Annotated in this window: 19 protein-coding genes; 10 read left to right on the top strand and 9 right to left on the bottom strand. The window is 38.3% G+C overall.

Translation table 11 applies throughout. The features are described from left to right. Window positions 1-171 precede the first annotated feature (171 nt). Entirely contained in the window at window positions 172-1,038 is an 867-nt protein-coding gene (locus tag F6K23_RS02745; RefSeq protein ID WP_293150293.1) for a Uma2 family endonuclease, read from the bottom strand. A gap of 367 nt (window positions 1,039-1,405) precedes the next feature. Between F6K23_RS02745 and F6K23_RS02740 the strand changes: the two genes are divergently transcribed. Both F6K23_RS02740 and F6K23_RS02735 read left to right on the top strand, forming a co-directional pair. Further along, on the top strand, window positions 1,406-1,723 hold the full coding sequence (locus F6K23_RS02740) for a hypothetical protein (RefSeq protein ID WP_293150291.1): 318 nt from the start codon (window positions 1,406-1,408) through the stop codon (window positions 1,721-1,723). Continuing rightward, window positions 1,720-1,851 (top strand): hypothetical protein, encoded by a 132-nt coding sequence (locus tag F6K23_RS02735; RefSeq protein ID WP_293150289.1) that lies wholly within the window; start codon window positions 1,720-1,722, stop codon window positions 1,849-1,851. The genes F6K23_RS02740 and F6K23_RS02735 overlap by 4 nt, the downstream gene beginning before the upstream one ends. A gap of 8 nt (window positions 1,852-1,859) precedes the next feature. On the opposite strand, the gene F6K23_RS02730 is transcribed toward F6K23_RS02735, so the two are convergent. After that, entirely contained in the window at window positions 1,860-2,138 is a 279-nt protein-coding gene (locus F6K23_RS02730; RefSeq protein WP_293150287.1) for a DUF5615 family PIN-like protein, read from the bottom strand. Window positions 2,139-2,217: 79 nt separating this feature from the next. Further along, the gene (locus F6K23_RS02725) at window positions 2,218-2,568 is read right to left on the bottom strand and encodes a DUF433 domain-containing protein (protein WP_293150286.1); all 351 of its coding nucleotides are present in this window, start codon (window positions 2,566-2,568) and stop codon (window positions 2,218-2,220) included. Between the two features lie 168 nt (window positions 2,569-2,736). Here F6K23_RS02725 and F6K23_RS02720 point away from each other — a divergent pair, with 168 nt between their 5' ends. After that, window positions 2,737-2,940, top strand: coding sequence for a transposase (locus tag F6K23_RS02720; RefSeq protein ID WP_293150284.1), 204 nt, complete (start codon window positions 2,737-2,739; stop codon window positions 2,938-2,940). Window positions 2,941-3,257: 317 nt separating this feature from the next. Then, window positions 3,258-3,593 carry a hypothetical protein gene (locus F6K23_RS02715; RefSeq protein ID WP_293150282.1) on the top strand — a complete coding sequence of 112 codons (336 nt, stop codon included), beginning with the start codon at window positions 3,258-3,260 and terminating at the stop codon, window positions 3,591-3,593. Between the two features lie 67 nt (window positions 3,594-3,660). Here F6K23_RS02715 and F6K23_RS02710 read toward each other — a convergent pair whose 3' ends face one another. The 6 genes from F6K23_RS02710 to F6K23_RS02685 all read right to left on the bottom strand — a co-directional run bounded on the left by F6K23_RS02710 (window position 3,661) and on the right by F6K23_RS02685 (window position 12,555). Next, entirely contained in the window at window positions 3,661-4,095 is a 435-nt protein-coding gene (locus tag F6K23_RS02710) for a hypothetical protein (protein WP_293150280.1), read from the bottom strand. Window positions 4,096-4,882: 787 nt separating this feature from the next. Next, window positions 4,883-7,693 (bottom strand): preprotein translocase subunit SecA, encoded by a 2,811-nt coding sequence (gene secA, locus F6K23_RS02705; protein ID WP_293150278.1) that lies wholly within the window; start codon window positions 7,691-7,693, stop codon window positions 4,883-4,885. A 487-nt stretch (window positions 7,694-8,180) separates the two neighbouring features. Then, window positions 8,181-9,470, bottom strand: a complete 1,290-nt coding sequence (locus F6K23_RS02700) for an MAC/perforin domain-containing protein (RefSeq protein ID WP_293150276.1) — start codon at window positions 9,468-9,470, stop codon at window positions 8,181-8,183. A 119-nt stretch (window positions 9,471-9,589) separates the two neighbouring features. Then, the gene (locus tag F6K23_RS02695) at window positions 9,590-10,249 is read right to left on the bottom strand and encodes a hypothetical protein (protein ID WP_293150274.1); all 660 of its coding nucleotides are present in this window, start codon (window positions 10,247-10,249) and stop codon (window positions 9,590-9,592) included. Between the two features lie 665 nt (window positions 10,250-10,914). After that, window positions 10,915-11,460 (bottom strand): diheme cytochrome C, encoded by a 546-nt coding sequence (locus F6K23_RS02690; protein WP_293150272.1) that lies wholly within the window; start codon window positions 11,458-11,460, stop codon window positions 10,915-10,917. 189 nt (window positions 11,461-11,649) lie between these two features. After that, window positions 11,650-12,555 carry an MBL fold metallo-hydrolase gene (locus F6K23_RS02685; protein WP_293150270.1) on the bottom strand — a complete coding sequence of 302 codons (906 nt, stop codon included), beginning with the start codon at window positions 12,553-12,555 and terminating at the stop codon, window positions 11,650-11,652. Between the two features lie 540 nt (window positions 12,556-13,095). Between F6K23_RS02685 and yqeK the strand changes: the two genes are divergently transcribed. The 6 genes from yqeK to F6K23_RS02655 all read left to right on the top strand — a co-directional run bounded on the left by yqeK (window position 13,096) and on the right by F6K23_RS02655 (window position 23,344). Next, entirely contained in the window at window positions 13,096-13,653 is a 558-nt protein-coding gene (gene yqeK / locus F6K23_RS02680; protein ID WP_293150268.1) for a bis(5'-nucleosyl)-tetraphosphatase (symmetrical) YqeK, read from the top strand. Between the two features lie 588 nt (window positions 13,654-14,241). Continuing rightward, window positions 14,242-16,074, top strand: coding sequence for a group II intron reverse transcriptase/maturase (ltrA, locus tag F6K23_RS02675; RefSeq protein ID WP_367267598.1), 1,833 nt, complete (start codon window positions 14,242-14,244; stop codon window positions 16,072-16,074). A 302-nt stretch (window positions 16,075-16,376) separates the two neighbouring features. After that, the gene (gene rsfS / locus F6K23_RS02670; RefSeq protein WP_293150266.1) at window positions 16,377-16,796 is read left to right on the top strand and encodes a ribosome silencing factor; all 420 of its coding nucleotides are present in this window, start codon (window positions 16,377-16,379) and stop codon (window positions 16,794-16,796) included. A 66-nt stretch (window positions 16,797-16,862) separates the two neighbouring features. Further along, window positions 16,863-17,363, top strand: coding sequence for a CGLD27 family protein (locus F6K23_RS02665; protein ID WP_293150264.1), 501 nt, complete (start codon window positions 16,863-16,865; stop codon window positions 17,361-17,363). A gap of 559 nt (window positions 17,364-17,922) precedes the next feature. Then, on the top strand, window positions 17,923-18,876 hold the full coding sequence (locus F6K23_RS02660; RefSeq protein WP_293150262.1) for an asparaginase: 954 nt from the start codon (window positions 17,923-17,925) through the stop codon (window positions 18,874-18,876). A 1,780-nt stretch (window positions 18,877-20,656) separates the two neighbouring features. Then, on the top strand, window positions 20,657-23,344 hold the full coding sequence (locus F6K23_RS02655) for a CHAT domain-containing protein (protein WP_293150260.1): 2,688 nt from the start codon (window positions 20,657-20,659) through the stop codon (window positions 23,342-23,344). Window positions 23,345-23,622 lie beyond the last annotated feature (278 nt).

Raw genomic sequence — 23,622 nt, 5'->3', positions numbered from 1 at the left:
GCGGGTCTCCTCGCCATATCCATGAGACCAAGAGAAGAAATAATATTTCCTGATATTCAATTCCGTAACGGTTTTAACCAGAGGTAATTATCCATTATCAATTAATGAATATTCCTAATTTGAGGTTGAGTAGGGTACTACCTCACCCAACCTACAAAAAATTAAAACTATTTAACTGAAATCGTCAGGAATGATACCCAACTCTCGCAGTTTCGCTAGTAAGCGATCGCTTTGTTTTTTGGCTGCTGCTAACTCTTCTTTAACTGCTGCTACCTCTTGTTCGGCATTGGCAGCTCGTTGTTTAGCTACTGTGGCCTCCTCTTTAGCTACTGTGGCCTCCTGTTTGGCTGCTGCTGCTTCCTGTTTGGCTTTCTCTTCAGGAGTCGGTATCAAATCTCCTTCTGGGGTCATCCACCGCAACCAGAGTCTATCTCTCTCCTTGTAACTTCCCTGCCACAAACCCAGACTGAGTTCTACCTCCCGAAGCAACAAACGTCCCTCACTTAACTCTGCTCTTTGGTAGCGATCGCCCACTAAATGAAACGCCTGCATTTCATTAGTATAGCGACTGAATGTCACATAATAAGGAACTTTCAGAATACTCTCGTAAACTTCCCACTTAGTCGGAGGTTTTCCCGGTTCTCCTAGTGTCTCTCCTAAGTCTTCATCTTCTGTACCTGGAGATAATAACTCGACTACTACCAACGGGTTAATTTTTTCGTCCCAAACTACATAACTCAAGCGCATATCCCGTTCTTGATACCACCTTGGCACTCCCACAACTGCAAACCAGTCTGGGCGTTTGTACCATTTAGGATGTTTGACATCGTAATAAAGATTCATATCGGTGCCACAAAACAATTTATCGGGATACCAGTTGCGCGGTTGGAAAGTTTCGCGCAAAAGTTCAGGTTGAAAGTCATGAAATTCGTCTGGCAAACCAGGTTCCTCCGGGTTTTCGCTTGGTAAATCATACATGGTAGGCAAAGTTTCCTTTGCTGGCAGTTGTGGTTCATGTTGAACGGATATATTTGTCATATTATTGCTCTCGACATAGTTTTTATAGTTTTCAAAGCGACTCTATCTGCGCGTACTTTTTCCCATTATTACATAGTAACACACTATGCTTGATAAATGCGAACAGAGTTAAAAAAAATTTTGATATAGCAACCGCCTTGGCGGCGCGCGACAATTAGTGCGAGCATCTTGCTCGCGTCATAAATCATCATAATTACCGGATGTCCTAACTATAGTGGCGACTGCTATAAATCTAAAGTCAGCATTATATTTTGGCTCAAAGTGATCGCCCTGCAAAAATAAGGCAAGTGAGTGAGGGTTTCTCCATTTACTCAAAATAATGATACAATAGGAAAAATTCCCAAAACATTTATGTTCAGAGAATAATATGACAAAATATCCATATCCCCCACTGGTTTTAGAACCAGAACAGTACGACTCCTTACTCCAACTAGCTACTCAAAAACATCAGACACTCTCTGAAGTAGCTGTGGAAGTAGTGCGTCTGGGATTAGAAACCCTGAAACAAAGAAGCGATAGAATCTCTGGTGAAGGCGATCGCCAATCTCAAAAGGCTTTAGAATGTTTAAATTCCCTCCGAGCAGAAATACAACAAACTCATGGTATCTATTCGGGCGATCTGCTTGCGGAAGTTAGAACCGAACGAGAAGAACAAAGGTCGAAAATAATTACATGGGAACTATGAAAATTTTACCTCTCTTAAACAAGAGCGATCGCCCCTTCCCAAACAAACGAGATTTTCAGAGCGACCGCGCAGCGTTGCGGATGCAAAATCGCCTTTTATTCAAGACAGTTGAACCCTACTTCCCGTAACGCACCACTTATTTACTCAATGGTAAGTATTCAAACCGATCTTGATATTCATTGAAAAAGGAAGCACCTGCAATAATAATTAATTCTGTGAGAATTTCACCAATATTTTTGGATGGATCGATGATAAAAATGCCCGGTATGTGGCGACCTTCTGCCAGATGATCTGCCAGATGTTTAGGCATAGATTTTCGATTGTTTGTCACTAAGATGAAATTATGAGTCTCACACCAAATTAAAATCTCTGGATCGAGAGTTCCTTTTGGAGGAGCGTCTGGATCGCCAATCATTCTGACAACAAGACCGGGCGCTTGACTGGTTGGGTTCGGTATAGGGGAGCGATATGTTCATCAAGCAAATATTGAATTGTCATACAGTGTTCCCTGACTCAGTGTACTCTTGCTGAACATCTGCTTCTGCCTTTAATTTGCAAAATCTCTGCCGTGCAGGAGAAGGATTACGCATTTGCTCTTCCCGTTGTTGGCGGCAAAACTCTAGCCAGTCAGCTAAGTAAGTTCTGACTTCCTCTTTATTGTGTAAATAGTAGAGGATGGTGGCGTAGACATCTTCCAGGGTAATAGTCTCAAATTGTTCAGCAATTTCTTCGGGAGTTTTAGCACGATAAATGTATTCATAGAGAACACTTTCGATACCAATGCGGCTACCTTTGATGCGGATATCATCAGGCGCTAGGAAATTGAAGTAGTCTTGGATGTGCATCGCTCTTTCTGTTAATAGTGAGTTGTATGATTATGTGTAATTCCTGAATAATACCGCAAATTCCCATTACCAGTGCGGACATCTTGCCCGCGATGGGTATACTTCACTAAGGTGGAATCCGCTGTAACTGATAACTGATAACTGATAACTGATGACTGAAATATTGCGGTGCGCTGCAATAATAAAGAATTTAACTTGGCCAAACGTGCCACCAGAGAACTTTTATTAGAGGTCATTGCTAAGGCCAAGAAGAAATTTGACTTTAAACTCTATGGCCTCTGCATTATGCGAAACCATGTCCATTACTTATTGGCGCCAGAAAATCCAGAGGACTTACCTAAGTTGATGCACTGGCTAATTATTAGTGCATAAAAAGGCTCATTGTTGTCATTGCGAGGCGGTGATGTTGGAGTTAACCTCTATCTGAAAGAGTCAAGCTAGCCGAAGCAATCTCGTAGATCCCTGAGATTGCTTCCTTCCACTCCGTTCCAGTCGCAATGACTTGGCTATAGTAATTATCCGGATTCTATATAACTGATAACTGATAACTGAAATAAAGTGAGGCCATTTCTAACAATGACTCGGACCGAATTCTCAAGACTCTGCGCTATATTCATGCCAACCCCAAAGCGGCAGGGTTACGTCTGGGGTTTACCTATGCTTTTAGCAATTATGGTAGCTATGCACAATTGACTGATGATGGTTTGACGGAATGGCATCCCGCTTTTCTGGAATTGGCCACAACCTTAGAGGAATGTGCCAAACGGTATCGGGAGTTTTGTAAGCGGTACACCCCTAAAAAGAAAAAAACAACTCCCCGCCGTAATTGGGGGAGTTGCTTTTTGGACAAAATGACTAAGGGTTTTCAGGCCAAACCAAAGGGTAAGGAAGGGGTTCCTGGACAACTGAAGTTAGACCTAGAGGGGTATCAGGAGGTGTACCAGGTAGACCCGTTGGGAAGTTGGTTTGGCTCAAAGGCTGCTCATACATTCATTACAGCAAATGGGGCGGCAATGATGGGTTGACGACTTGTATTGGGATGATGCTAATATCTACTCTCTTGTCTATCTGACCTATTTTTTTCTCCTGGGGTTAGGGATTTCCTATAATCAAAGTTCTTTCTGGGAGCACAACTTCCTCCAATATTATAGTTTTAGTTTCAATTTTTCTTTTTCTTTCAAAATCACACTTATGATCTAAATTTTCTTTTACTATCTTCCCCGAAAATTCCACCCCAAACCAACTCTCCTCCACCTCCATCCTAATACATAAATCGTTATATCTTAACACATTATTTTTCTTATTCGTCCAAAACTTATCCAACAAGTTACTTTTCATTTCCACCGCTCCAACTTTCTTTAACCTTAATTCAAGTTCTTCTAACCGCTTCCTTCCCCACTCCCACTGTTCGCTTGTGCTTGCGCTTGTGGGAGTAGCAAACCCACCACACAGCGACAGTGAAAGCAACAACACAGCGACCCAAGTAGCGACCCAACTCACATCAAATTTCCATAATTTTTTTTTCACTTTTTTTTTCCTTTTATTTATTTATTAAATCATAGTAATTATAGTAGATTATTTTGTTATTTGATTTTTTTATCTCTTTAATAAATAAAATAATTACCAATTATCCATATTAATATTTCTGCTACAGTCTTCAATTTAGCTTTGGTAGCTTTGGTAGGGTGCGTTAATGAAATGTAACGCACCATCTATTTTGTCTTTGGTGCGTTACTGGACTAGGGGGTTATTTTTTCACACTGTCTCCGCCGCAGCTTTGGTAGGGTGCGTTAATGAAATGTAACGCACCATCTATTTTGTCTTTGGTGCGTTACGCTGACGCTAACACACCCTACTGGACCGTTTCACCTAAAATAGTGCATTAGGCTTTTTGATAATCACCGCATCAACCGGTAATTACATTCCCCCACCCCCCCATTTTCTAATGCACATTTTTAGATGAAACAATCCACTACTGGACTATCCATTAAAGAAAACTACACCGTCTCCGCCGCCGTAGTCTGCACTGCAGTATTTGGTGCGTTACGCTAACGCTAACACACCCTACTGGACTAGGGGGTTATTTTTTCACACTGTCTCCGCCGCAGCTTTGGTAGGGTGCGTTAATGAAATGTAACGCACCATCTATTTTGTCTTTGGTGCGTTACGCTGACGTTAACACACCCTACTGGACTAGGGGGTTATTTTTTCACACTGTCTCCGCCGCAGCTTTGGTAGGGTGCGTTAATGAAATGTAACGCACCATCTATTTTGTCTTTGGTGCGTTACGCTGACGCTAACACACCCTACTGGACTACACAGTCTCTGCCGCCGTAGTCTGCACTGCAGGTTGCGGTTGAAACTGGAACATAGAATAAACCACATTCCGACGAATATCCGTCATCATATCCAAAAACAACTCATAACCCTCACTCTTATACTCAATCAACGGATCTTTCTGCCCATAACCCCGCAAACCAACCGACTCCCGCAACGCATCCATCTGCTGCAAATGCTCCCGCCACAAAGTATCAATTTGCTGCAAAATAAAGAACCTTTCCGCATCCCGCATCAAACCACCACGAATCTGATTAACCTGCGCTTCCTTAATATCATAAGCATTCCTTACCTGCTCATGCATAAAAGTCTTAATATCATCCATCGACAAATCAAATAACTGCTCCGGAGTTAAATCTGCCAACAAATACACAAACTCCTTCACCTTACTTACCAACTTATCCAACTCCCACTCTTCCGAAGGCAACTCAGGATTAATATACGCCTCCACAATATCATCCATAGTTTGCTCCGCATACTTAATCACCTGTTCCTTCAAATCCCTACCTTCCAATACCCGTCGGCGTTCCGCATAAATCGCCCGACGTTGATTATTCATCACCTCATCATACTCAAACACTTGCTTCCGCATATCATAATAATAAGTCTCCACCTTCTTCTGAGCACCTTCCAACGAACGAGTCAATAACCCAGATTCAATTGGCATATCTTCCTCAACCCCAAACGCTTGCATCATTCCAGCAACACGATCGCCACCAAAAATCCGTAATAAATTATCGTCCAAACTCAAGAAAAACCTAGTCGAACCAGGGTCTCCTTGTCGCCCCGCTCTACCTCGCAACTGATTATCAATACGCCTTGACTCATGGCGCTCAGTACCAATAACGTGCAACCCACCCAGATTTATCACATTATCATGTTCCTTCTCCGTATAACCTTCATATTCTTTGCGAATCAAATTGTACACCTCCCGTAACTTTTGAATTACCGGATCTTGAGTAGGAGCTTTTTCCGCAGCGATCGCCACTTTATCTTCCACCACCAACTCAGGTAACGCTCTCTCTCCCCACTCTTGCACAGCAAAATTCACCGTATCCTTCAACATCTTTTCAGTTTGTGGCGACAACTTAACTGGAAAAATTTCTGGCGACACTTTCCAGGTTTTCACCTTCTTCTGTTCGCCAAAACCTTTAGCTAAATTTGGCTTTTTAGCTCCTGGTACGCGCATCATCCCCATACCATCATCTTCTTCCGGTTTAACAACCCTCGGCATCAGATACTCCCGTACTTTCAACCTTGCCATATACTCAGCATTTCCACCCAAAATAATATCAGTACCTCGACCTGCCATATTAGTCGCAATAGTAACCGTACCCTTACCCCCTGCTTGTGCCACAATTTCTGACTCTCGCTCCACATTTTCTGGTTTAGCATTCAGCAACTGGTGGGGAATTTTCAGTTGAGCAAGTAACCTAGAAAGTAACTCTGATTTTTCCACACTGGTTGTACCCACCAAAACTGGGCGACCCGCTGTGTGCATTTCCGCACATTCATTAGCGATCGCTTGCCATTTCCCTTTTTCTGTTTTATAAACCACATCTGATAAATCTGCTCTACCAGTTGGTCTATTAGTCGGTACAATTGTCACTTGCAAATTATAAATCTTCTCAAATTCCGTTTCTTCTGTTTTTGCCGTTCCCGTCATCCCCGATAATTTCGGATAAAGTAAGAAGAAATTTTGATAAGTAATAGTTGCTAATGTTTGAGTTTCTGGTTGAATATCTACCCTTTCCTTAGCTTCGATCGCCTGATGCAAACCATCACTCCAACGTCGTCCAGGCATTACTCTTCCCGTAAATTCATCAACAATAACTACTTCCTCATCACGAACAATATAGTTAACATCTTTGATAAATAATTCTTTTGCCTTCAAAGCATTAAATACAAAATGTGCCCAAGGATCTTCCGGGTTATATAAATCTTGTACTCCCAACAACTCTTCTGCTTGAGCAAAACCCTCATCACTCAATAACACATTACGAGCTTTTTCATCTACTTCATAATGTTCTTTTTCTTTATCCAAAGCTGCTGCAATTTCTGCTGCTTTAATATACTTTTCACTAGGTCTTTCTACCTGCCCAGAAATAATTAGAGGAGTCCGTGCTTCATCTACTAATACTGAGTCAACTTCGTCAATAGTGCAAAAATTAAATGGACGTTGTACTACCTCATCCATGCTAGTTGCCATATTATCGCGCAAGTAGTCAAATCCAACTTCACTGTTAGTAGCATAAGTAATGTCGCAGGCATAATTTTTTTTCCGTTCTTCTGGATTCATTCCCTGTTGAATTAACCCTACAGTTAAACCCAGAAACCTATGCACTTGTCCCATCCATTCGGCATCTCGTCTGGCTAAGTAGTCGTTAACTGTAATAACGTGTACGCCTTTACCTGCTAGGCCATTTAAGTATGCTGGTAGGGTCGATACAAGGGTTTTACCCTCCCCTGTTTTCATTTCTGCGATTTGGCCTTGATGCAAAATGATGCCCCCCAAAAGTTGGACATCAAAGTGTCGCATACCTAGCACTCGCTTTCCTGCTTCTCGGACTACTGCAAAAGCTTCCGGTAGAATTTCTTCTAATATTTCTTTTTCTTCCTCCTTAGACGTTGCTTTTTCTAGAGCTTGTCTAAATTCTCCTGTTTTTGCCCTTAGCTCTTCATCTGAAAGTTGTTGAATATCTTCTTCGAGAATATTAATCTCTGTCACCCAAGGTTGAAATTTCTTGAGTTTGCGTGCGTTGGGGTCTCCGAGAAGTTTTTTGAACATAGTTGTTATTTAAGTTAAATTCCAATTATTAACTATCAAAATGGTTTTTTGCATACCATTTTTTATTAATTTTGTCAATATACCTCTTGTCTGAGTTTAGTCAGTTTAGAACTATTTGGTTGTTAAAAAATGGGTATCAATTATTTTATCAAAAATTCACTGGTCTAAAACCACGGCCAATTGGGGATAGGTGTTATGATCGGAAAAATTAGGGGTGTCGGTGAGCTTTGTTCACCGACACCCCAATATTACTTAAGGCGATAATTAGCAGGAGTATGAATATTTAGACTCAAAATATTCAGGTAATTTCCCCGCCACTTGTCTATTCTCAGTGTATTATATTTGAATTACAGAATGTAGGTTCTGAGGCAGAGTCATGGCACAAGACAATTCTACTGGAATCAAGCTTTGAGGAATTTGGGAATACCGGAAAACTTAAAGGCTTCGGTACACCTACTTTTAGGAAAACCTAACTAGCACACTATATTTATGGTTGAGATAAATCTTCTTGATCCGAACTGGGAGACTCTGTATTCTTCCTATATGAGAATAATAGGTTAAATTTCTTCGGCTTTTTCTGATTAAAAAATTGCATTGTTAGTTTTCGTGATTCTCTATCTGGATCTCCCGGGAAGAAACCCGAACCCCCATCTGGATCTCCCTGGAAGAAACTCCTCTTACTCATTAATTCTACAGCCAGACTAGCATAAGAAATGCCATTTAGTAACAACGGTTTATCAGTGTCTGGATAATATGAATAACGCATAAATGCACGAATCGCCTTATTTCTTAAGTCTTCGTCAAAAAAGCAGATGATAGGAACAAGCTCAGAATATTTAATGACTGTCCATGCTATGTAATACTCCAAAGACGCCATCCATCCCATAGGATTCATTGCTGCCGATCCAATGCCACCGTAGTATTCCAGTTCCATATTGCTTTCACTAGACATATTTTGACTAGCCTGCGTATAACCTAATGATGTACTACTCGCTTCACTTTCAGGACGGCCGAAGAGATTTAGTCTAGATGCAAAGGAAGATTGAAAGGATGTAAATTCTTGGGAATTAGAATCAACCTTTGAATTTACCTTACTTTGCGCAGATATCTTACCCCCGATCGTAAATTTCAATGGGACAAAATAACCATATTCGTTCAAAAGATGATTTAATTTTACAAAGCTAGACCACTCATTATCTATATTTGTTAAAGGCTCAATCTTTGTTTTGAAGTCAGAGTTCAATTCAATATTTTCCCAGCCTACAGATAGAATCACTTTTGGTATTGTATACTCTGCAAGCAGGTAGCTATTTCTTTCTGCTTTTAGTGAGCTGCTTCCATAAGATTCACTTTCCTCCTCTGAATATAAACCACCAAATAAACCGACTTCTTGATTACTACTTCCCTTTGAAATAAGTTTTCCTACTTGATGAGCTACAAAATCTGTTTCGACATCTACTGTCAAAAATCCTTTTTTTCTAGGCACGATCCAATTAGGATGGTAAGGCATGGAAGAAAGGTCGATAGTTTTAGTCTTCCAAGAAATAGCTTCCTTGAATGCTTTTGATATGACCCAATCTTCATCCTCAGACTGAATTTTGCTAACGGTAAGAGCCTTTTTTAATTCCAATCTTCTGTACAAATTTTCCTTCTGCTCGGAAGGTAAATCTTGAAAAAAATTTGGTGCTGGAGATGGAGGTGAAATTTGTTCAAATTTGAGATGAATATTTTCCGGTACTAGAGGTAGCTTAGTATCCCCATTGTCTGGTGGTGTCATTTTAGATTTTTCTCCTTAATAATTCCGTCGATACAAATATGATGAATTTAGTTCAATCAATACTAATCATCAAATGAATTACGTCTCAAAAGTCAAATTGGCGAGTATAGTGCGGGACTTTAAAACTCACATATATCTTTGATATCTTCGCCTTCTTTGAGTACATAGAAAAACATATGGATAGAGCCATTGGTGATCAAATTTAATTTGTCCCTATCCTCTATTATGTTACTGATAATTGTAGATTGTTGCTGTGAATTAGAATTTCTGAGCCTGACCGGAGAAAGTCCTGGACGATATTTATAATTATCTTTTTCATAGCCATAAATAGGCCATGTGACAATATTAACCAAGTGGTTTCTTAGAACATTGCTATTTATCTGGTTATCCAAGTACTGAAAATCTCTAACTCTAATAGGATCTTGTCCATATTGGTATGCATCGACTGTGACTTCTAATTTTCCCTCTTTTTTCTCATCACCTTTATTAACAGCATAGTATCTATTGACTATGCTATTTTCTGTTGTAAATATTTTAAAACCATATCCACAAGGACCGTTCGATCTAATAGTAAATGAAATATACGAACCTTCGTATAAGAAGACCACGTAATCAAAGTACCATGTATTTTCTCCTTCCTGGTCAAGTTTAACTAGAGTAGGTTCTTTGTGTGCATAATTTTCACTGAAATCTAGTTCCTTATTCAAAGAAACCTTTACTTCTAAGTCGCGATCTTCAAAGAAAGGGCATTTAGTGCCTTTTAGTTCTTGATCACTCATTGTGCTTTTTCTCCTTTTTTGAATTCCTTAAAAAATAACTTGCACCAATTTATGTAATTGGGATATCTTGTGCGACTAATATTACTTCAGCTTCATTTACTTACCACCCATGCCTGTATGAATAATTACACAATAGTGGTCAAAATTATAGGTAAAAGCTTGTCTTTTGTATGTCTCAAACAGATAATATTCTTTATTTTTCTAGATGTCAATATCCTACATTCCCTACTGCAAAATGTAGTATCTAGGGACACTTAAATAATTTAATAATTAATAATTAACCCTTCTATAATAGGAGGATTTACGGTTTTTTTTCTCCATGAATGGAGAGGCTTTATACCTTAAATATTTCGGTAAAACTTTTGAATATTTATACTTATTAATCTTATAAAACTTAAAGGTAAAAATTTCCATCATGTTATATCATGTCCGAAGGCAATCGTTTGTGTAAAAGTTAGCGTGGATATCTACAGGAAATTTAAGTTTTTTCTTGCCTGTTGCCTGTTGCCTGTTGCCTGTTGCCTATTTACTATACAAGACCGATGCTACCGGACATGATATTAGATGGGTTTGCCCTGAGGTAGTTTTTTTATTGTTTTTCAACCTATATTCCTACTTCTATGTACCTTTAAATTCTAAATTCTAAATTCTAAATTCTAAATTCTTTAATCTGGCCATTCTGAGTTGAGAGTCCGAAAGTCAAATTTTGCAGCGCTAGGATGACAAGAAACACAACCCTTGATATTCACATTTTGAGGAAGTTCTACTCTGGGATGAAGTGCCTTAAAATAACGAGAACTAGAAATTCTGTAAGGTATTCTTTCCTCTTGCTGTGATTTTGAACGAGAAGATACTTGCAGGTAATTCCAAATAAGTTGACGAGGTGGATCTACAAGAGTGGGGAGTTGTATACCGTAGTGTTGATAATCCTCTAGAATTATTTTCCAACTTTCTGTGGGAAGGACTTGAGGTGGTACTGGAATATGACAAGTAGTACAATTGTTTAAATATAATGACAGTCCTAATTGGTGACGTTTGGGAACCACATCAACATTACTCATTAGTTGAGGCTCAATTTGTGAAATAGTTGTTGCAGTAGAAATTTTTGCCATAACTAAACCACAACTTGCACTCCATAAAAATATCAGTAGTAAAAGTAAAAAAACAGATGGTCGTCGTCTACCTTTATTTCTGAGATTAGATATTGGCATTAATATAATCTCTATGCTAATACTTTATTATTTTTTGTGACTTGAACTAGCTATCAGCGCTTCAGGCTAAAAAGGTAGTTCATAGATAATGGTATCTAAAAGCTTGGGTTGTTCATTCCCTTTCCGTTCCAGAATGTTCCGCTTTCCACGCAAAGCTGACCGCTGAACTGCTGAGGTGCTAAACGCTTTTTAAAGAATTGGAATTGTCATACCTTCTTTTGCTACTAACCCATTGGGAAATACTGACTGGAGAGCAACTTGCACTTCATCCAATAAATTATCATGATGAGAAGGGTCGTGTTGAAACATAACTACTTGTTTGACTCCTGCTTTTTTTGCTATTTCCACACCTACTTGCCAAGTAGAGTGTCCCCAACCAATTTTAGGAGATTCAGGATTATAGTATTCTTCATTTGTGTAGGTACCATCATAAATAAGTAAATCAGCTTTACGAGCTAGATGAAGTACATTTTCATCAAAACGATCTTCATAATGTTCTGTATCTGGACAATAAACTACAGTTTTACCCTGCCAACAAATTCTATATCCAATGGCAAAATTCGGATGATTTAGAGGAGCTGTTTCAATCTCAATATCATCAATCCTAATTACATCTCCAGTGCTAAAGTCATAAAACTTCATCTCAGAACCCATTACCTGTAAAGGAATAGGAAAGTTAGGATTTACCATTTGATCGGATAAACATTCCTTAATTGTAGTCCCATCAGGTGCTATTACTCCATGTATGTGAAACTTATTGACAGGCATAAATGCAGGAACGAAAAATGGGAATCCTTGAATATGGTCCCAGTGAGTATGACTGAAGAAGATATGAGCTTCTACTGGCATTTGCTTCATTAGGTTTAAACCCAATACTCTTAAACCTGTACCTCCATCAAAAATCAAACGTTTTTCTCCTACGCGCATTTCTACACAGGAGGTATTACCACCATAGCGAACTGTACTACTACCAGGGGTAGGTATACTACCTCGTACACCCCAGAATTCAACTACAAACTTGGTTTTCAAGGAGGCTGAGTGAGTATCTATCTCCTCAGATTGTGATATTGGGGCTGACTGCTCTGAAGACTGCATATTTCTGTGTTTCAGACTTGCGGTTAATACGAATCTGTTAAGAAATTCTTAACTGTCAATTGAGATTATTCTAGCAAAATCAGGTACTAATCATTGCTAGTATATCTTTAAAAATATAATTTAGTTTAGTTTAGTATAGAAAGCTATACTTTAAATCATAAAATTTTTATTGTCTAGTTTGAAAGAGGTTATAGTTAAATCTTTATATATCTTAGCCTCTAGTAAAATCTCTGTATAACTAAACTAGTTTAAATAGCGAATTAGTAAATCAATATTTATTCAAAAAATTATAACTTTTCAATTTGGAGAACTGGGGGTTTATAAGTCAGTTAATTTTGATAATTTAACCAAAAACAAATATAAGCATTTCCTGCGGAATGCTTACAAACAAATACTAAAATCTGCCGAAACATTATAATTGTTTTTCCCTGTTGTTGTCCCTTAGGTAAAAATCCGATCAATTTATACTTTAAGAAAATCACAAACTCTGATCAAAATCATCAGTGTGAAGTCAAAATAATTGTTATGAAATATGAGGAATTGTCAATTCCAAAATCGGAAAAATTAGATTTAGTTCAACTTAAAGACAAAGTATTAACATGGCTTTCCGTTCATGTTCCAGTCTCTAGGGTCAAACATATTCTGAGAGTAGAAAAAATCGCACAGGATCTAGCAAACTATTATGCTATAAACCAGGAAAAAGCTCAACTAGCAGCATTGATGCACGATCTTGCTAAATATTTTTCTCCCCAAGTATTATTACAAATTTCTAAGTCAGAGGGTTTAGAAATAGATTTAGTATCAGAAGTCTCTCCTCATTTGCTTCATGCTAATGTTAGTGCAATTGTGGCCAAAAAAGAGTTTGGCATCAAGGATAAGGAGATTTTAGCAGCGATCGCTAATCATACATTAGGAGAGCCAGCTATGAATCAGCTAAGTTGCATAATTTTCCTCGCAGATACTTTAGAACCAGGTAGAGGTGACAATCCAGAGTTACAGCATTTGAGACAACTTAGTAAGGAAAATCTCTACCAAGCAGTTTGGTTAACCTGCGATTATACTATAAGTGCGACTCGTTGGCTAGTAAATACTGTCTAAAGGCAGGCATAACAAGCCTTCCAGGTCACTACATGAAGTAAACTTTCCCTACGGGATAACTTCGTTAACGACCTGTGAAAACTCTTATATCCTTAGTGGTGAAATTCCACCGCCCTGTTGTTGGGTAGAAAGCATAGGCCACACGGTAGCGACTGAACATCAATTCGTGAAGCTGGTCTAAATGGGGTCAAAGCTTTAACTACCAAATAAGTGAGACTTCTAGCAGAGGCTGACAAGTGGACCAACAGGAAGGTAATTAAACTCTCGTGATAATCAGCCACTCCAAAGGTAGCTATGGAATGTAGGGCGAAAGCCAGGGGGTTTATGGATAATCTTATTTATAGGAGGTTATCAACAACCATATCGTACCCTCCGGGAGATTTTACCCCACTAAATCAGCCGTAATAAAGGAATAAGGGAACGAGGAAACCCCCCTAAGACACCTAAGAATATAGGTCGAGAACTTAGGAAGCCATTCAAGGTCAATCTACGCGATTGGACGTAGGTCTTCGGGGGAGTAGGATTGGGTAAAAAGCTTTATTTGCAGACTTACCCACTGTTAGACGTAATGTAAGGCAATGAATAGTAATGAATAAAGCTCAGACATTAAAAAGAAAGCTAGGAAATCCTAAGCCATTTTTAAGTGTAGCATGGGATACAGAGGACATACCTTCACAAGCTTCAATTAATCCTAACCTTAAATGGAAGGATATTGATTGGAAGAAGGTAGAGAAATCTGTGTTCAAATTGCAAAAATTGATTTACAGAGCATCCATGAGTGGCGAATTCCGCAAGATGCACAGATACCAAAAACTTCTTTTAAAAAGTTATTACGCAAGGTTGCTAGCTGTTAGACGCGTGACACAGGATAACCAAGGTAAGAAAACTGCTGGAATAGATGGTATTAAAAATCTCTCTCCAATGCAGCGATTTAACCTGGTGAACCTACTCGCGTCATGCCATCTCAAAGCCAGCCCCACCCGCAGGGTCTATATACCAAAACCAGGTAAAGATGAAAAACGTCCATTAGGCATCCCAACGATGTATGACAGAGCTTTACAAGCCTTGGTGAAGTTAGGTATGGAACCAGAGTGGGAAGCACGCTTTGAACCTAACAGTTATGGTTTTAGACCGGGACGGTCAACGCATGATGCTATTGAAGCAATCTTTAAAAGCATCAATCAAAAACCAAAATATGTGTTAGACGCTGACATATGCAAATGTTTTGACCGAATTAACCATGATGTACTGCTAGGAAAAGTCGGCAGAACCCCTTACAGACGATTAATCAAACAATGGTTAAAGTCTGGAGTGCTGGACAATAATCAATTCCTAGAATCTGTGGAAGGTACACCACAGGGAGGGGTAATTAGTCCCCTGCTAGCAAACATCGCTCTACACGGTATGGAAGAATGCTTGGATAAGTTCGCCGAATCCCTATCAGGAAGGAAACGAAACAATAAAAAAGCACTATCCCTAATACGCTATGCTGATGACTTTGTAATCCTACACGAGGACATCAAAGTAGTGTTAAAGGCAAAGACCGTAATACAGGAATGGTTAAACCAGTTAGGATTAGAACTAAAACCAGAAAAGACCAGAATTGTCCACACCTTAGAGGAATATAAAGGGAACAAACCTGGATTTGACTTCTTAGGGTTTACGGTGAGGCAATGGAAACGCAAGACAACCAAGCAAGGGTTTAAAACGCTGATTAAACCATCCTCCAAGAGTATAAAAACTCATTATCGGAAACTGGCGGATATATGTGGCAAGAACAAAACCGCTCCTGCTAAAGCTTTAATAGCTAAACTAAACCCGGTAATAAGAGGATGGGCTAACTACTTTTCAACTGTAGTCAGTAAAGAAGTATTCACTGAGATGGATCACCTTATATGGAAAAGACTAGGTCGATGGGGGAGTAGAAGGCATCCAAATAAGTCAGCCACATGGGTTAAGAAAAAGTATTTCCCCAGAGTAAAGGATACCAGAGATTGGATTCTTAACGATGGCGAATATATACTAAACCTGCACTCGGACGTCCCCATTGTCAGGCACATCAAAGTTAAAGGTAATAAATCACCCTATGACGGTGACTGGACTTATTGGAGTAATAGAATCGGCAAATATCCAGGTGTAAGGAAAGAAGTCACGACGCTGTTAAAACGGCAAAAGAATAAATGCGCATCTTGTGGACTAACTTTTAGACCAACTGACCTACTCGAAGTTGACCATATAAAACCAAGGTCTAAAGGTGGTGACAACACATACAAAAATAAACAATTGTTGCACCGACATTGTCACGACAGTAAAACTGCCTTAGATAAAAAGACATACATACAACCGAAGTTACAGGACTTACCTGAAGGTTATTTATGGGTTGACGATATGTTGACTTTAAGGGAAAGGATGTACCCATGACAAGGGACGTTTAAGAGAGGAGCCGATTTGGAGGTGAAAGTCTCACGTCCGGTTCTGAAGACGAGTCGGTTTGGTAACAAACTGGCTTAGTTTAACAGCACTTGCTAGCTACTAATTGTTTGATTCACCCAAAAATTATATTAACTAGAAATTGGTTCTTAAAAAAGGCCCAAAAACCCGAGGATGAACAAAAAATTAAGCAGCAATAAAATCAATCAGATTATGACTAATACAAAGGCTAAAAATTAGTCAACAGAAATATCCAATACAATACATATAAAAAAAAGGAAACAGATAATTTAATGTCGAATTACCCGCATATTCAGTCCTTGTCAACTGAATTAAGTCAGACAAATTCAGAACTCGATCAAACCTTAGAATTGACATCGACAATAGTTAACGCAGCATTAGACCGTAAAGGAGATAACATTGTTGTGATTAAAGTATCAGAAGTATCTTATTTAGCAGACTACTTCGTAATTATCACAGGTTACTCTAATGTTCAAGTCAGAGCTATATCTCAGGCGATCGCCCAAAAGGTAGAACAAGATAGAGAACTTTATCCTCTAGGAGTAGAAGGCCAAAACGAAAGTTCTTGGATATTAATGGATTATGGTGATGTCATAGTCCACATATTGAAGCCCGAAGAACGAGAATTCTACAATTTAGAAGCATTTTGGAGTCATGCAGAAAAAGTAGATATTTTATCATTGCTCAATTAGGAGCAGGCTGTCAATATGAATTACTTATTTGACTGGCATAAAATATAAGTGAGGAAAAATTGATTTATGACTAGACAGATAATATCTAGCTCTCCAGTTCCACCAGAACAACAACCAGTTAACGAATACGAAGAACTCAAAAATTCCTGGTTATTTTGTTGGGTAACATTAGAAAGACTTCAGTATATAAAGAAGTTAGTTTGGGTTTGGCTCTGGAGTTGGCTAGTATCAGGCCCAGTAGCAGCAGCAAGTTTTTTTCCAGAGAAATATCCGATCGAGTTTTTTCTAAGTGGGTCAGCAGGTGCAAGCTTTATTCTAATTTTAGTATTATTGCGACTTTATTTAGGTTGGAATTATATACGATCGCGTCTTGCTAGTACTACTGTTTTTTATGAAGAGTCTGGTTGGTATGATGGACAAACATGGCTGAAAACATCAGAGGAAATTACAAAGGATAGGTTAATAGTTAACTATCAAGTTCAACCGCTTCTCAAAAGATTACGCAAAACTTTTTATAGTTTGGTGTTAATAATTTGTCTCGGTGGAATAATCTGGGTTTCGATCTAAAATTCACCCAAAATAGTTACAAAAAATCATAGTAATTTTGATTTAGGTAGTCAAGTAATTACAGTTATTTTTACCTGACTCATTCTCAGAGTATATGCTGAACTATTTGTCTAAAATATCTGCTACATCACACTATTCTATACAATAATCTAATACGGAATTGTACTTAAATAGTTTGTATTTAGAGACTGTTTGTAAACAAAAGATTAAGTAGGGTATGTGACGGCACGCTTACCATTGATGGAATAATGCTAGAACTCCGTTCCGCTTTGCGAACGGTTTTACACCTCACGCACCGGGTGCTGTGGGATGGTGCGTTACGTGAAACTAACGCACCCTAGGTGATTTAATATTCATTTAACAAAGACTCTCTTAAGACGATTATCTTAGCTGACATGACTAAAGATACTTATACTTTTAAGGAAGAAATATTGATGAGTATAACTTAGTTTAGTATAAGAGAATCAGTTGAGACTTATTAAGATTAAATTGATGTCAAAAATACAGTTAAATTAATTTACTTGATGAATACTCAACTTGCCCAAAACAATAAATAAAAATGACAAGGGGAAAAAGAACACAAACTTCGCAACTAGAAGTCAGACTACTCCGAGAAGGTATCCTTGAATCAATTCACCAAGTTCAGGCCACTGTGTGCGACCATAGAGGTCGAGTTTTGTCCGTGGCCGGAGGTGCAGATACTGCCACATTTGTCCGTTCAGCTCTCAAACCATTTCAAGCTTTAGCAGTTACTACTACAGGCACTCTAGAACGTTATGACTTAACTGACTTAGACTTGGCCATTATCTGTAGTTCCCATCAAGGTACAATAGAGCAAGCAAGACAGGTATTTAACGTTTTATGGCGTTGTGATATTGACCCATCAAAGCTCCAATGTCCAACTCCTGCCAATAAAAATAGTCCTTTGCAATATAACTGTTCTGGTAAGCACGCAGGTATGCTGGCTGTTTGTCAGCAAAGAAATTGGCCGATGGAGTCTTACCTGCAAATGAAGCATCCAGTTCAACAGTTGATTATTAGCAAAGTAGCTGAGTTACTGGCAATGCCCGCAGCAGAATTTATTGGCGCTCGTGATGACTGTGGTGCTCCAACTTATCTCCTGCAACTGAGTCAAATGGCAACTTTATACGCCAAACTGGCTTCAGGTGATAGTTTGGACCTAGAACGAATTGTCAGGGCGATGACCTATCATCCAGAAATGGTTGGGGGAGAGGGAAGTTTTGATACAGAGTTGATGCGCTTGACGGCAGGAGAACTTGTTAGTAAGTCTGGGGCTGAGGGAGTGCAATGTATTGGCCGGGTAGGTGAAGGGATGGGTTTGGCCATTAAAGTTAATGATGGTGCTAAACGAGCGAAATATGCAGTGGCTATTCACTTGTTAACTCAGATGGGTTGGATAAGTCCAACTATTGCTGAGACTCTAGCGGAAAACTATATGTCTCTCACCAATGTCAAGCGTTTGGAAGTAATCGGAGAAATGTGTATGGTATAGTTCAACAATTAATAATTAATAATTAATAATGGCATTGCATAATTGCGGGATGATTTTGTCACCAGAGCACAAACCATAATCCCTGTGTCTCCCTGTGTCCGTGTCTCCGTGGAGCGCCAAAATCATCCCAGTATTCAGCAACGCCTTAATAATTACCTCTCCTTGAAAATGAAGAGGATTGACTAATAATGAAAATTTTTTCTTCTCTTGGTCGATTGGATATGGCGCAGGAAACCTGCGCCATCCCATCCTAACGGACTGCTCCGCAAACGACCGCTGTTTCTCCTTTAAAGGAGAGGCTTTAAGCTTTAATTATTCGGTAATATAGAATCCGGTTATATACTATATGTTTATAACTATGCTTCAACCCTTCAATCTCCCCTACTCCCCTACTCCCCCAACTATATGATAAGTATTAAAGCGGATTTGATATAATTGGACAGCTCTGAAAAAAAATTTGGAAAATATTTTGAGTAAGGGGTTGCAATTTTGATGAGGTTATGGTTATACTAATAAAAGACGACGCGGGATAGAGCAGTCTGGTAGCTCGTCGGGCTCAAGTTATAAGGTAAGACAAACAAAACAGGCATAAATGACACCGCTAGTCACCAAGCTTGAACTTGTACCTTGTAAGGGGCGGCATACAAAGAAATTTGTATGTGATTACTTGTCAAATTCGGGGAAACCGTTAGCGGGGTAATCCCGAGCCAAGCTCCGAATGAAAGGAGAAGGTGTAGAGACTGGTTGGCAAGTACCCTAGCAGTTCTAGTTTGATAGAAGCTGAGGGTAAAGGGACAGTCCAGACTACAAACTAATTCTGATAGTTTCAGAGTTAAGGCAGTGAAAGCTGTAGTAGTAAGCATAACCCGAAGGTCGGTGGTTCAAATCCGCCTCCCGCCATAAAAATAAATAATATAAAAGAAAGTCTGGTAAATCTTAAAATTTATCAGGCTTTTTTGATTTTAGGTCTCAATATAAGTCATAAGTCAAGATTAAGGAGTCATAAGTCAGGAGGGAATAAAGAAGGAAGAGGAGGAGGAAGAAAAGGAGAAATTTTTTTGGTCGCGTAAGCGGAACGGAGTTCTATCACGCTCTTATCCGGACATGGTATAAAACCCACATTCCGCACCACAAAATGTAGTATCGAATCAGGAGTCAGGAGTCAGGAGACAGGAGACAGAATTTTAGAATAAAATCATAGCTACCGTGATTGAGTAATCATAAGAGCAAGTATTTATACTTAATATTTAACTGAGAATTTGACTCCTGATCGAGGTAAATGAAGATAATTTATATAGTATAAATACCTAAGCAAGCTACGGATTTTATACTAATTTTTATGTTACAAATTGAAGTGCGGAATGTGGGATAAAAGGCAAAAAGCAACATAAGTGCAGTTTCAACCTACTCAAGAAGTTGGGTTTATGAGGAACATACCATGGCGTTGCATATTTGCGCATTGGAAGGGGTGTGGGGAAGTTTGGAGAGTGTGGTAACCCACCCCTAACCCCTCCTGGGAGGGGAATGTGGGGAGTTTGGAGGGTGTTACATATTTGCGCATTGGAATTATAGTTTGAGAAAAAGAGGAAGTAAAAGATGGGTTACCTTTTCTGCTTTCGTACCTTTTTCCTAAAAATCTCTTCCCTGTTGCCTGTTGCCTACTATGCGCAAAAAGTCTATATCTTTTTCGGAGAGGTCTAAAACAGATAAAAGTTTACCTCACTTAAAACCTAGCATCTACTCAAAAAATTCAATGTAGCAAAATTTTATGAATTAGAAAATGACAAATTGGAAATATTTGAGATTAATTATCAGTACTGTATTTTTCTTGATTTTGCCTCCATCTCTAGTCACAGAGAAAATAGAGAAAGTGCAGATATATTCAAAAGCAGTTGCACAAGAGACTAAAAAATATAGCGATCGCCTTACCCAAGAAAACCTACAAACTCAAGCACAACAACTGGATGAGAAAGCTAAACAACAACTTGAAAATGGGGAATTAGAAACTGCCTTAGAAACTTTGCAGCAACTCCTAGATATTCATACTCAACAGGGCGATCGCCTAAATATCAGCAGCACCCTCTACAATATGGCCAGCATCGATGGGCAACTACAGCAGTATCAGAAAGCTTTAGAGCATTATCAGCAAGCTTTGGAAATTCGTCAACAGTTAGACGATATAGAGCAAGTTGCTGCCATCCTAGATAATATTGGTACAGTTTATTCTCAGCTCAGTCAATATCCCCAAGCATTAGCATCATTAAATAAAGCACTGAAAATGCGTAGGCAACTGCGCGACACTACTGCTATTAGTAGCACTTTAAATAAAATAGGTGTTATCTACGATCGCCAAGGTAGATATCCAAAAGCTATAGAGTTTTATGAAGAAGCTTTAGAAATGGCTAAAAGGGAAAAAGATAATGTCAATCTTACTGCAATTTTAAGTAATCTTGGTTTGGTTAATTCAAGGTTAGGTCGCTATAAGCAAGCTATAGATTTTTATCAGAAAATTTTACAGAATAATCCCCCAAACAAAGCCAAGTTTTTCACATATATTGGAGCAATTTATCGTCACTTAGAAGAGTTTTCTAAGGCTTTAAAGTTTTATAGACAAGCTTTAGAAATTTATGAAGAAAATCAAGACCGTTTGAATATAGCAATAACTATAGATAATATAGGTATAATTTATCGAGAACAGGAAAAATATTCCCAAGCATTAGAATATCATCAACAAGCGTTAATTATTTGGGAAGAGTTAGGCGATCGGGAAGGTAAATCTGCTTCTGTTCATAATATTGGTATAGTGTATCGAGAGTCCGGTAAGTATTCTGAATCTCTAGAATTTTTGACTCATACTTTAATTCTTGCTCGACAACTTGAAAACCAAAATCGAGAAAGAATTGCCCTTGCTGATATTGGAAAATTATTAGCAAAAAATAATCAACCAGAATTGGCAGTAATATTTTATAAACAATCAATTAATATTACAGAAAAAATCCGCAAAGATTTACAGGTTTTGCCAGTAGAGGAACAAAGGGATTATTTAGACGGTACTTTTACTGAAGTCTATCGGGATTTAGCTAATTTATTGCTTGAGCAAAAACGAGCCATAGAATCACATCAAATTCTCGATTTTTTGAAAGTGCAAGAAGTATTTGAGTATATGGGAGGCATCAAAGCTGATGATAAATCCAATGAAGTTATTATGCTAAAACTGGAAAATATTTTTATAGAAAAATATACTAATTTCTTAGATAACATAGGCACAACTGAGGAGCAAAATCAGAATATTTCATTAGAAAAGTTAGTTGCTATTCACGATTTTATTCGTAGTGAGGAAATAACAGAAATTAGCTCAGAAATAAAGAAGAAAGCTAAGAGTCAAAGACTTAGTCCTGAGATGTTGGTTTTGTTACAGTATGAACTAAAGAAACATAAAAAAGAAAATACAGTAGTTTTATATCCTTTAATTTTAGAAGACCGCCTAGAATTAATCTTAGTTACTGCTAATTCTGCCCCAGTTCATCGTACTGTGTTAGTTAATCAGGAAGAATTTGAACGAGTGCTTTTTACATTTAGGGTAGGATTAATTGATAGACGAAAAGTTGATAATATTTTTGATTCTAGAGTTGCGAAAGCTGGATTAAAACTTTATAACTGGTTAATTAAGCCAATAGAAAATGACCTAAAAACTAATAAAGTTAAAACTATTATTTATGCACCAGATGGGAAGCTCCGTTATATTCCTTTAGCAGCTTTATATGATGGAGAAAAATGGCTGGCAGAGAGGTTTAAAATTAATAATATTACTGCTGCAAGTATTATGGATTTAAGTCCAAGGAGAAATAGAAATATCCGAATTTTGGCAGGTGCTTTAACTGAAGGAAATTATAGCTTTGCAATTGGCAAAAGAAAGTTTGAGTTTGAAGGTTTGCCTTTTGCTAAAGTAGAGGTAGAAAAGCTAGCTAGTATGTTTCCTCAAACCAAGAAATTATTAGGAGATGATTTTACTAAACAATTTATGGAATTAAGGATGGGTAGTCATAGTTTAATACATTTTGCTACTCATTCTGCTTTTGTTAATGGCAGTCCAGAAGACTCTTTTATATTATATGGAGATGGAGAACTCGCTAGCTTACGAGAAGTAGAAAAGTGGAATTTATATGGTGTAGAATTAGTGGTTTTGAGCGCTTGTGAAACTGGTAAAGGAAAACTGTTAGGAGATGGTTCAGAAATTCTAGGTTTTGGTTATCAAATGCAAGTTGCGGGTGCAGCAGCAAGTTTAGCAACTTTATGGCAAGTGGATGACCAGGGTACTTCTGAATTTATGAATGATTTTTATACAGCTTTAAAGAGTGGGAAAAATAAGGCTCGAGCTGTACAAAAGACACAAATTGCAATGATTAATAGTGAGTTTAATCATCCCTATTATTGGGCACCATTTATTTTAATTGGTAATGGTTTTTAATTGAAGCATTCAGCAGTCAGCAGTCAGCTATCAGCTATTTGTGTTGATAAAAATCAAAATTTATGACTGAATTTATTTATCCCAATTTCTCATGTTTCTAAATAATTTATCTGTATATTATACCAAGCGTGAAAAAAGAATGTTACGAATAATAAGTGCAATAAAAAAATTTTACAGGAAATGCCCCTTTGACAAAAAAGAGAATTTATGACCTAAAAACTGGTATTAAATCTATTCATTCTGACTCCTGACTCCTGACTCCTGACTCCTAAGAAGTA

Source organism: Okeania sp. SIO2C9, assembly GCF_010672455.1.
Taxonomy (GTDB): domain Bacteria; phylum Cyanobacteriota; class Cyanobacteriia; order Cyanobacteriales; family Microcoleaceae; genus Okeania.
This window is presented reverse-complemented; position numbering and strand designations above follow the sequence as displayed.

What these genes read in the sequence shown, in the direction of transcription:
- rsfS (WP_293150266.1), top strand. Translation starts at nt 16,377, where the DNA reads ATGTCGAATTACCCGCATATTCAGTCCTTGTCAACTGAATTAAGTCAG.
- F6K23_RS02745 (WP_293150293.1), bottom strand. Translation starts at nt 1,038, where the DNA reads ATGACAAATATATCCGTTCAACATGAACCACAACTGCCAGCAAAGGAA.
- F6K23_RS02665 (WP_293150264.1), top strand. Translation starts at nt 16,863, where the DNA reads ATGACTAGACAGATAATATCTAGCTCTCCAGTTCCACCAGAACAACAA.
- F6K23_RS02735 (WP_293150289.1), top strand. Translation starts at nt 1,720, where the DNA reads ATGAAAATTTTACCTCTCTTAAACAAGAGCGATCGCCCCTTCCCAAAC.
- ltrA (WP_367267598.1), top strand. Translation starts at nt 14,242, where the DNA reads ATGAATAAAGCTCAGACATTAAAAAGAAAGCTAGGAAATCCTAAGCCA.
- secA (WP_293150278.1), bottom strand. Translation starts at nt 7,693, where the DNA reads ATGTTCAAAAAACTTCTCGGAGACCCCAACGCACGCAAACTCAAGAAA.
- F6K23_RS02730 (WP_293150287.1), bottom strand. Translation starts at nt 2,138, where the DNA reads ATGATTGGCGATCCAGACGCTCCTCCAAAAGGAACTCTCGATCCAGAG.
- F6K23_RS02725 (WP_293150286.1), bottom strand. Translation starts at nt 2,568, where the DNA reads ATGCACATCCAAGACTACTTCAATTTCCTAGCGCCTGATGATATCCGC.
- F6K23_RS02690 (WP_293150272.1), bottom strand. Translation starts at nt 11,460, where the DNA reads ATGCCAATATCTAATCTCAGAAATAAAGGTAGACGACGACCATCTGTT.
- F6K23_RS02655 (WP_293150260.1), top strand. Translation starts at nt 20,657, where the DNA reads ATGACAAATTGGAAATATTTGAGATTAATTATCAGTACTGTATTTTTC.
- F6K23_RS02695 (WP_293150274.1), bottom strand. Translation starts at nt 10,249, where the DNA reads ATGAGTGATCAAGAACTAAAAGGCACTAAATGCCCTTTCTTTGAAGAT.
- F6K23_RS02660 (WP_293150262.1), top strand. Translation starts at nt 17,923, where the DNA reads ATGACAAGGGGAAAAAGAACACAAACTTCGCAACTAGAAGTCAGACTA.
- F6K23_RS02740 (WP_293150291.1), top strand. Translation starts at nt 1,406, where the DNA reads ATGACAAAATATCCATATCCCCCACTGGTTTTAGAACCAGAACAGTAC.
- F6K23_RS02700 (WP_293150276.1), bottom strand. Translation starts at nt 9,470, where the DNA reads ATGACACCACCAGACAATGGGGATACTAAGCTACCTCTAGTACCGGAA.
- F6K23_RS02685 (WP_293150270.1), bottom strand. Translation starts at nt 12,555, where the DNA reads ATGCAGTCTTCAGAGCAGTCAGCCCCAATATCACAATCTGAGGAGATA.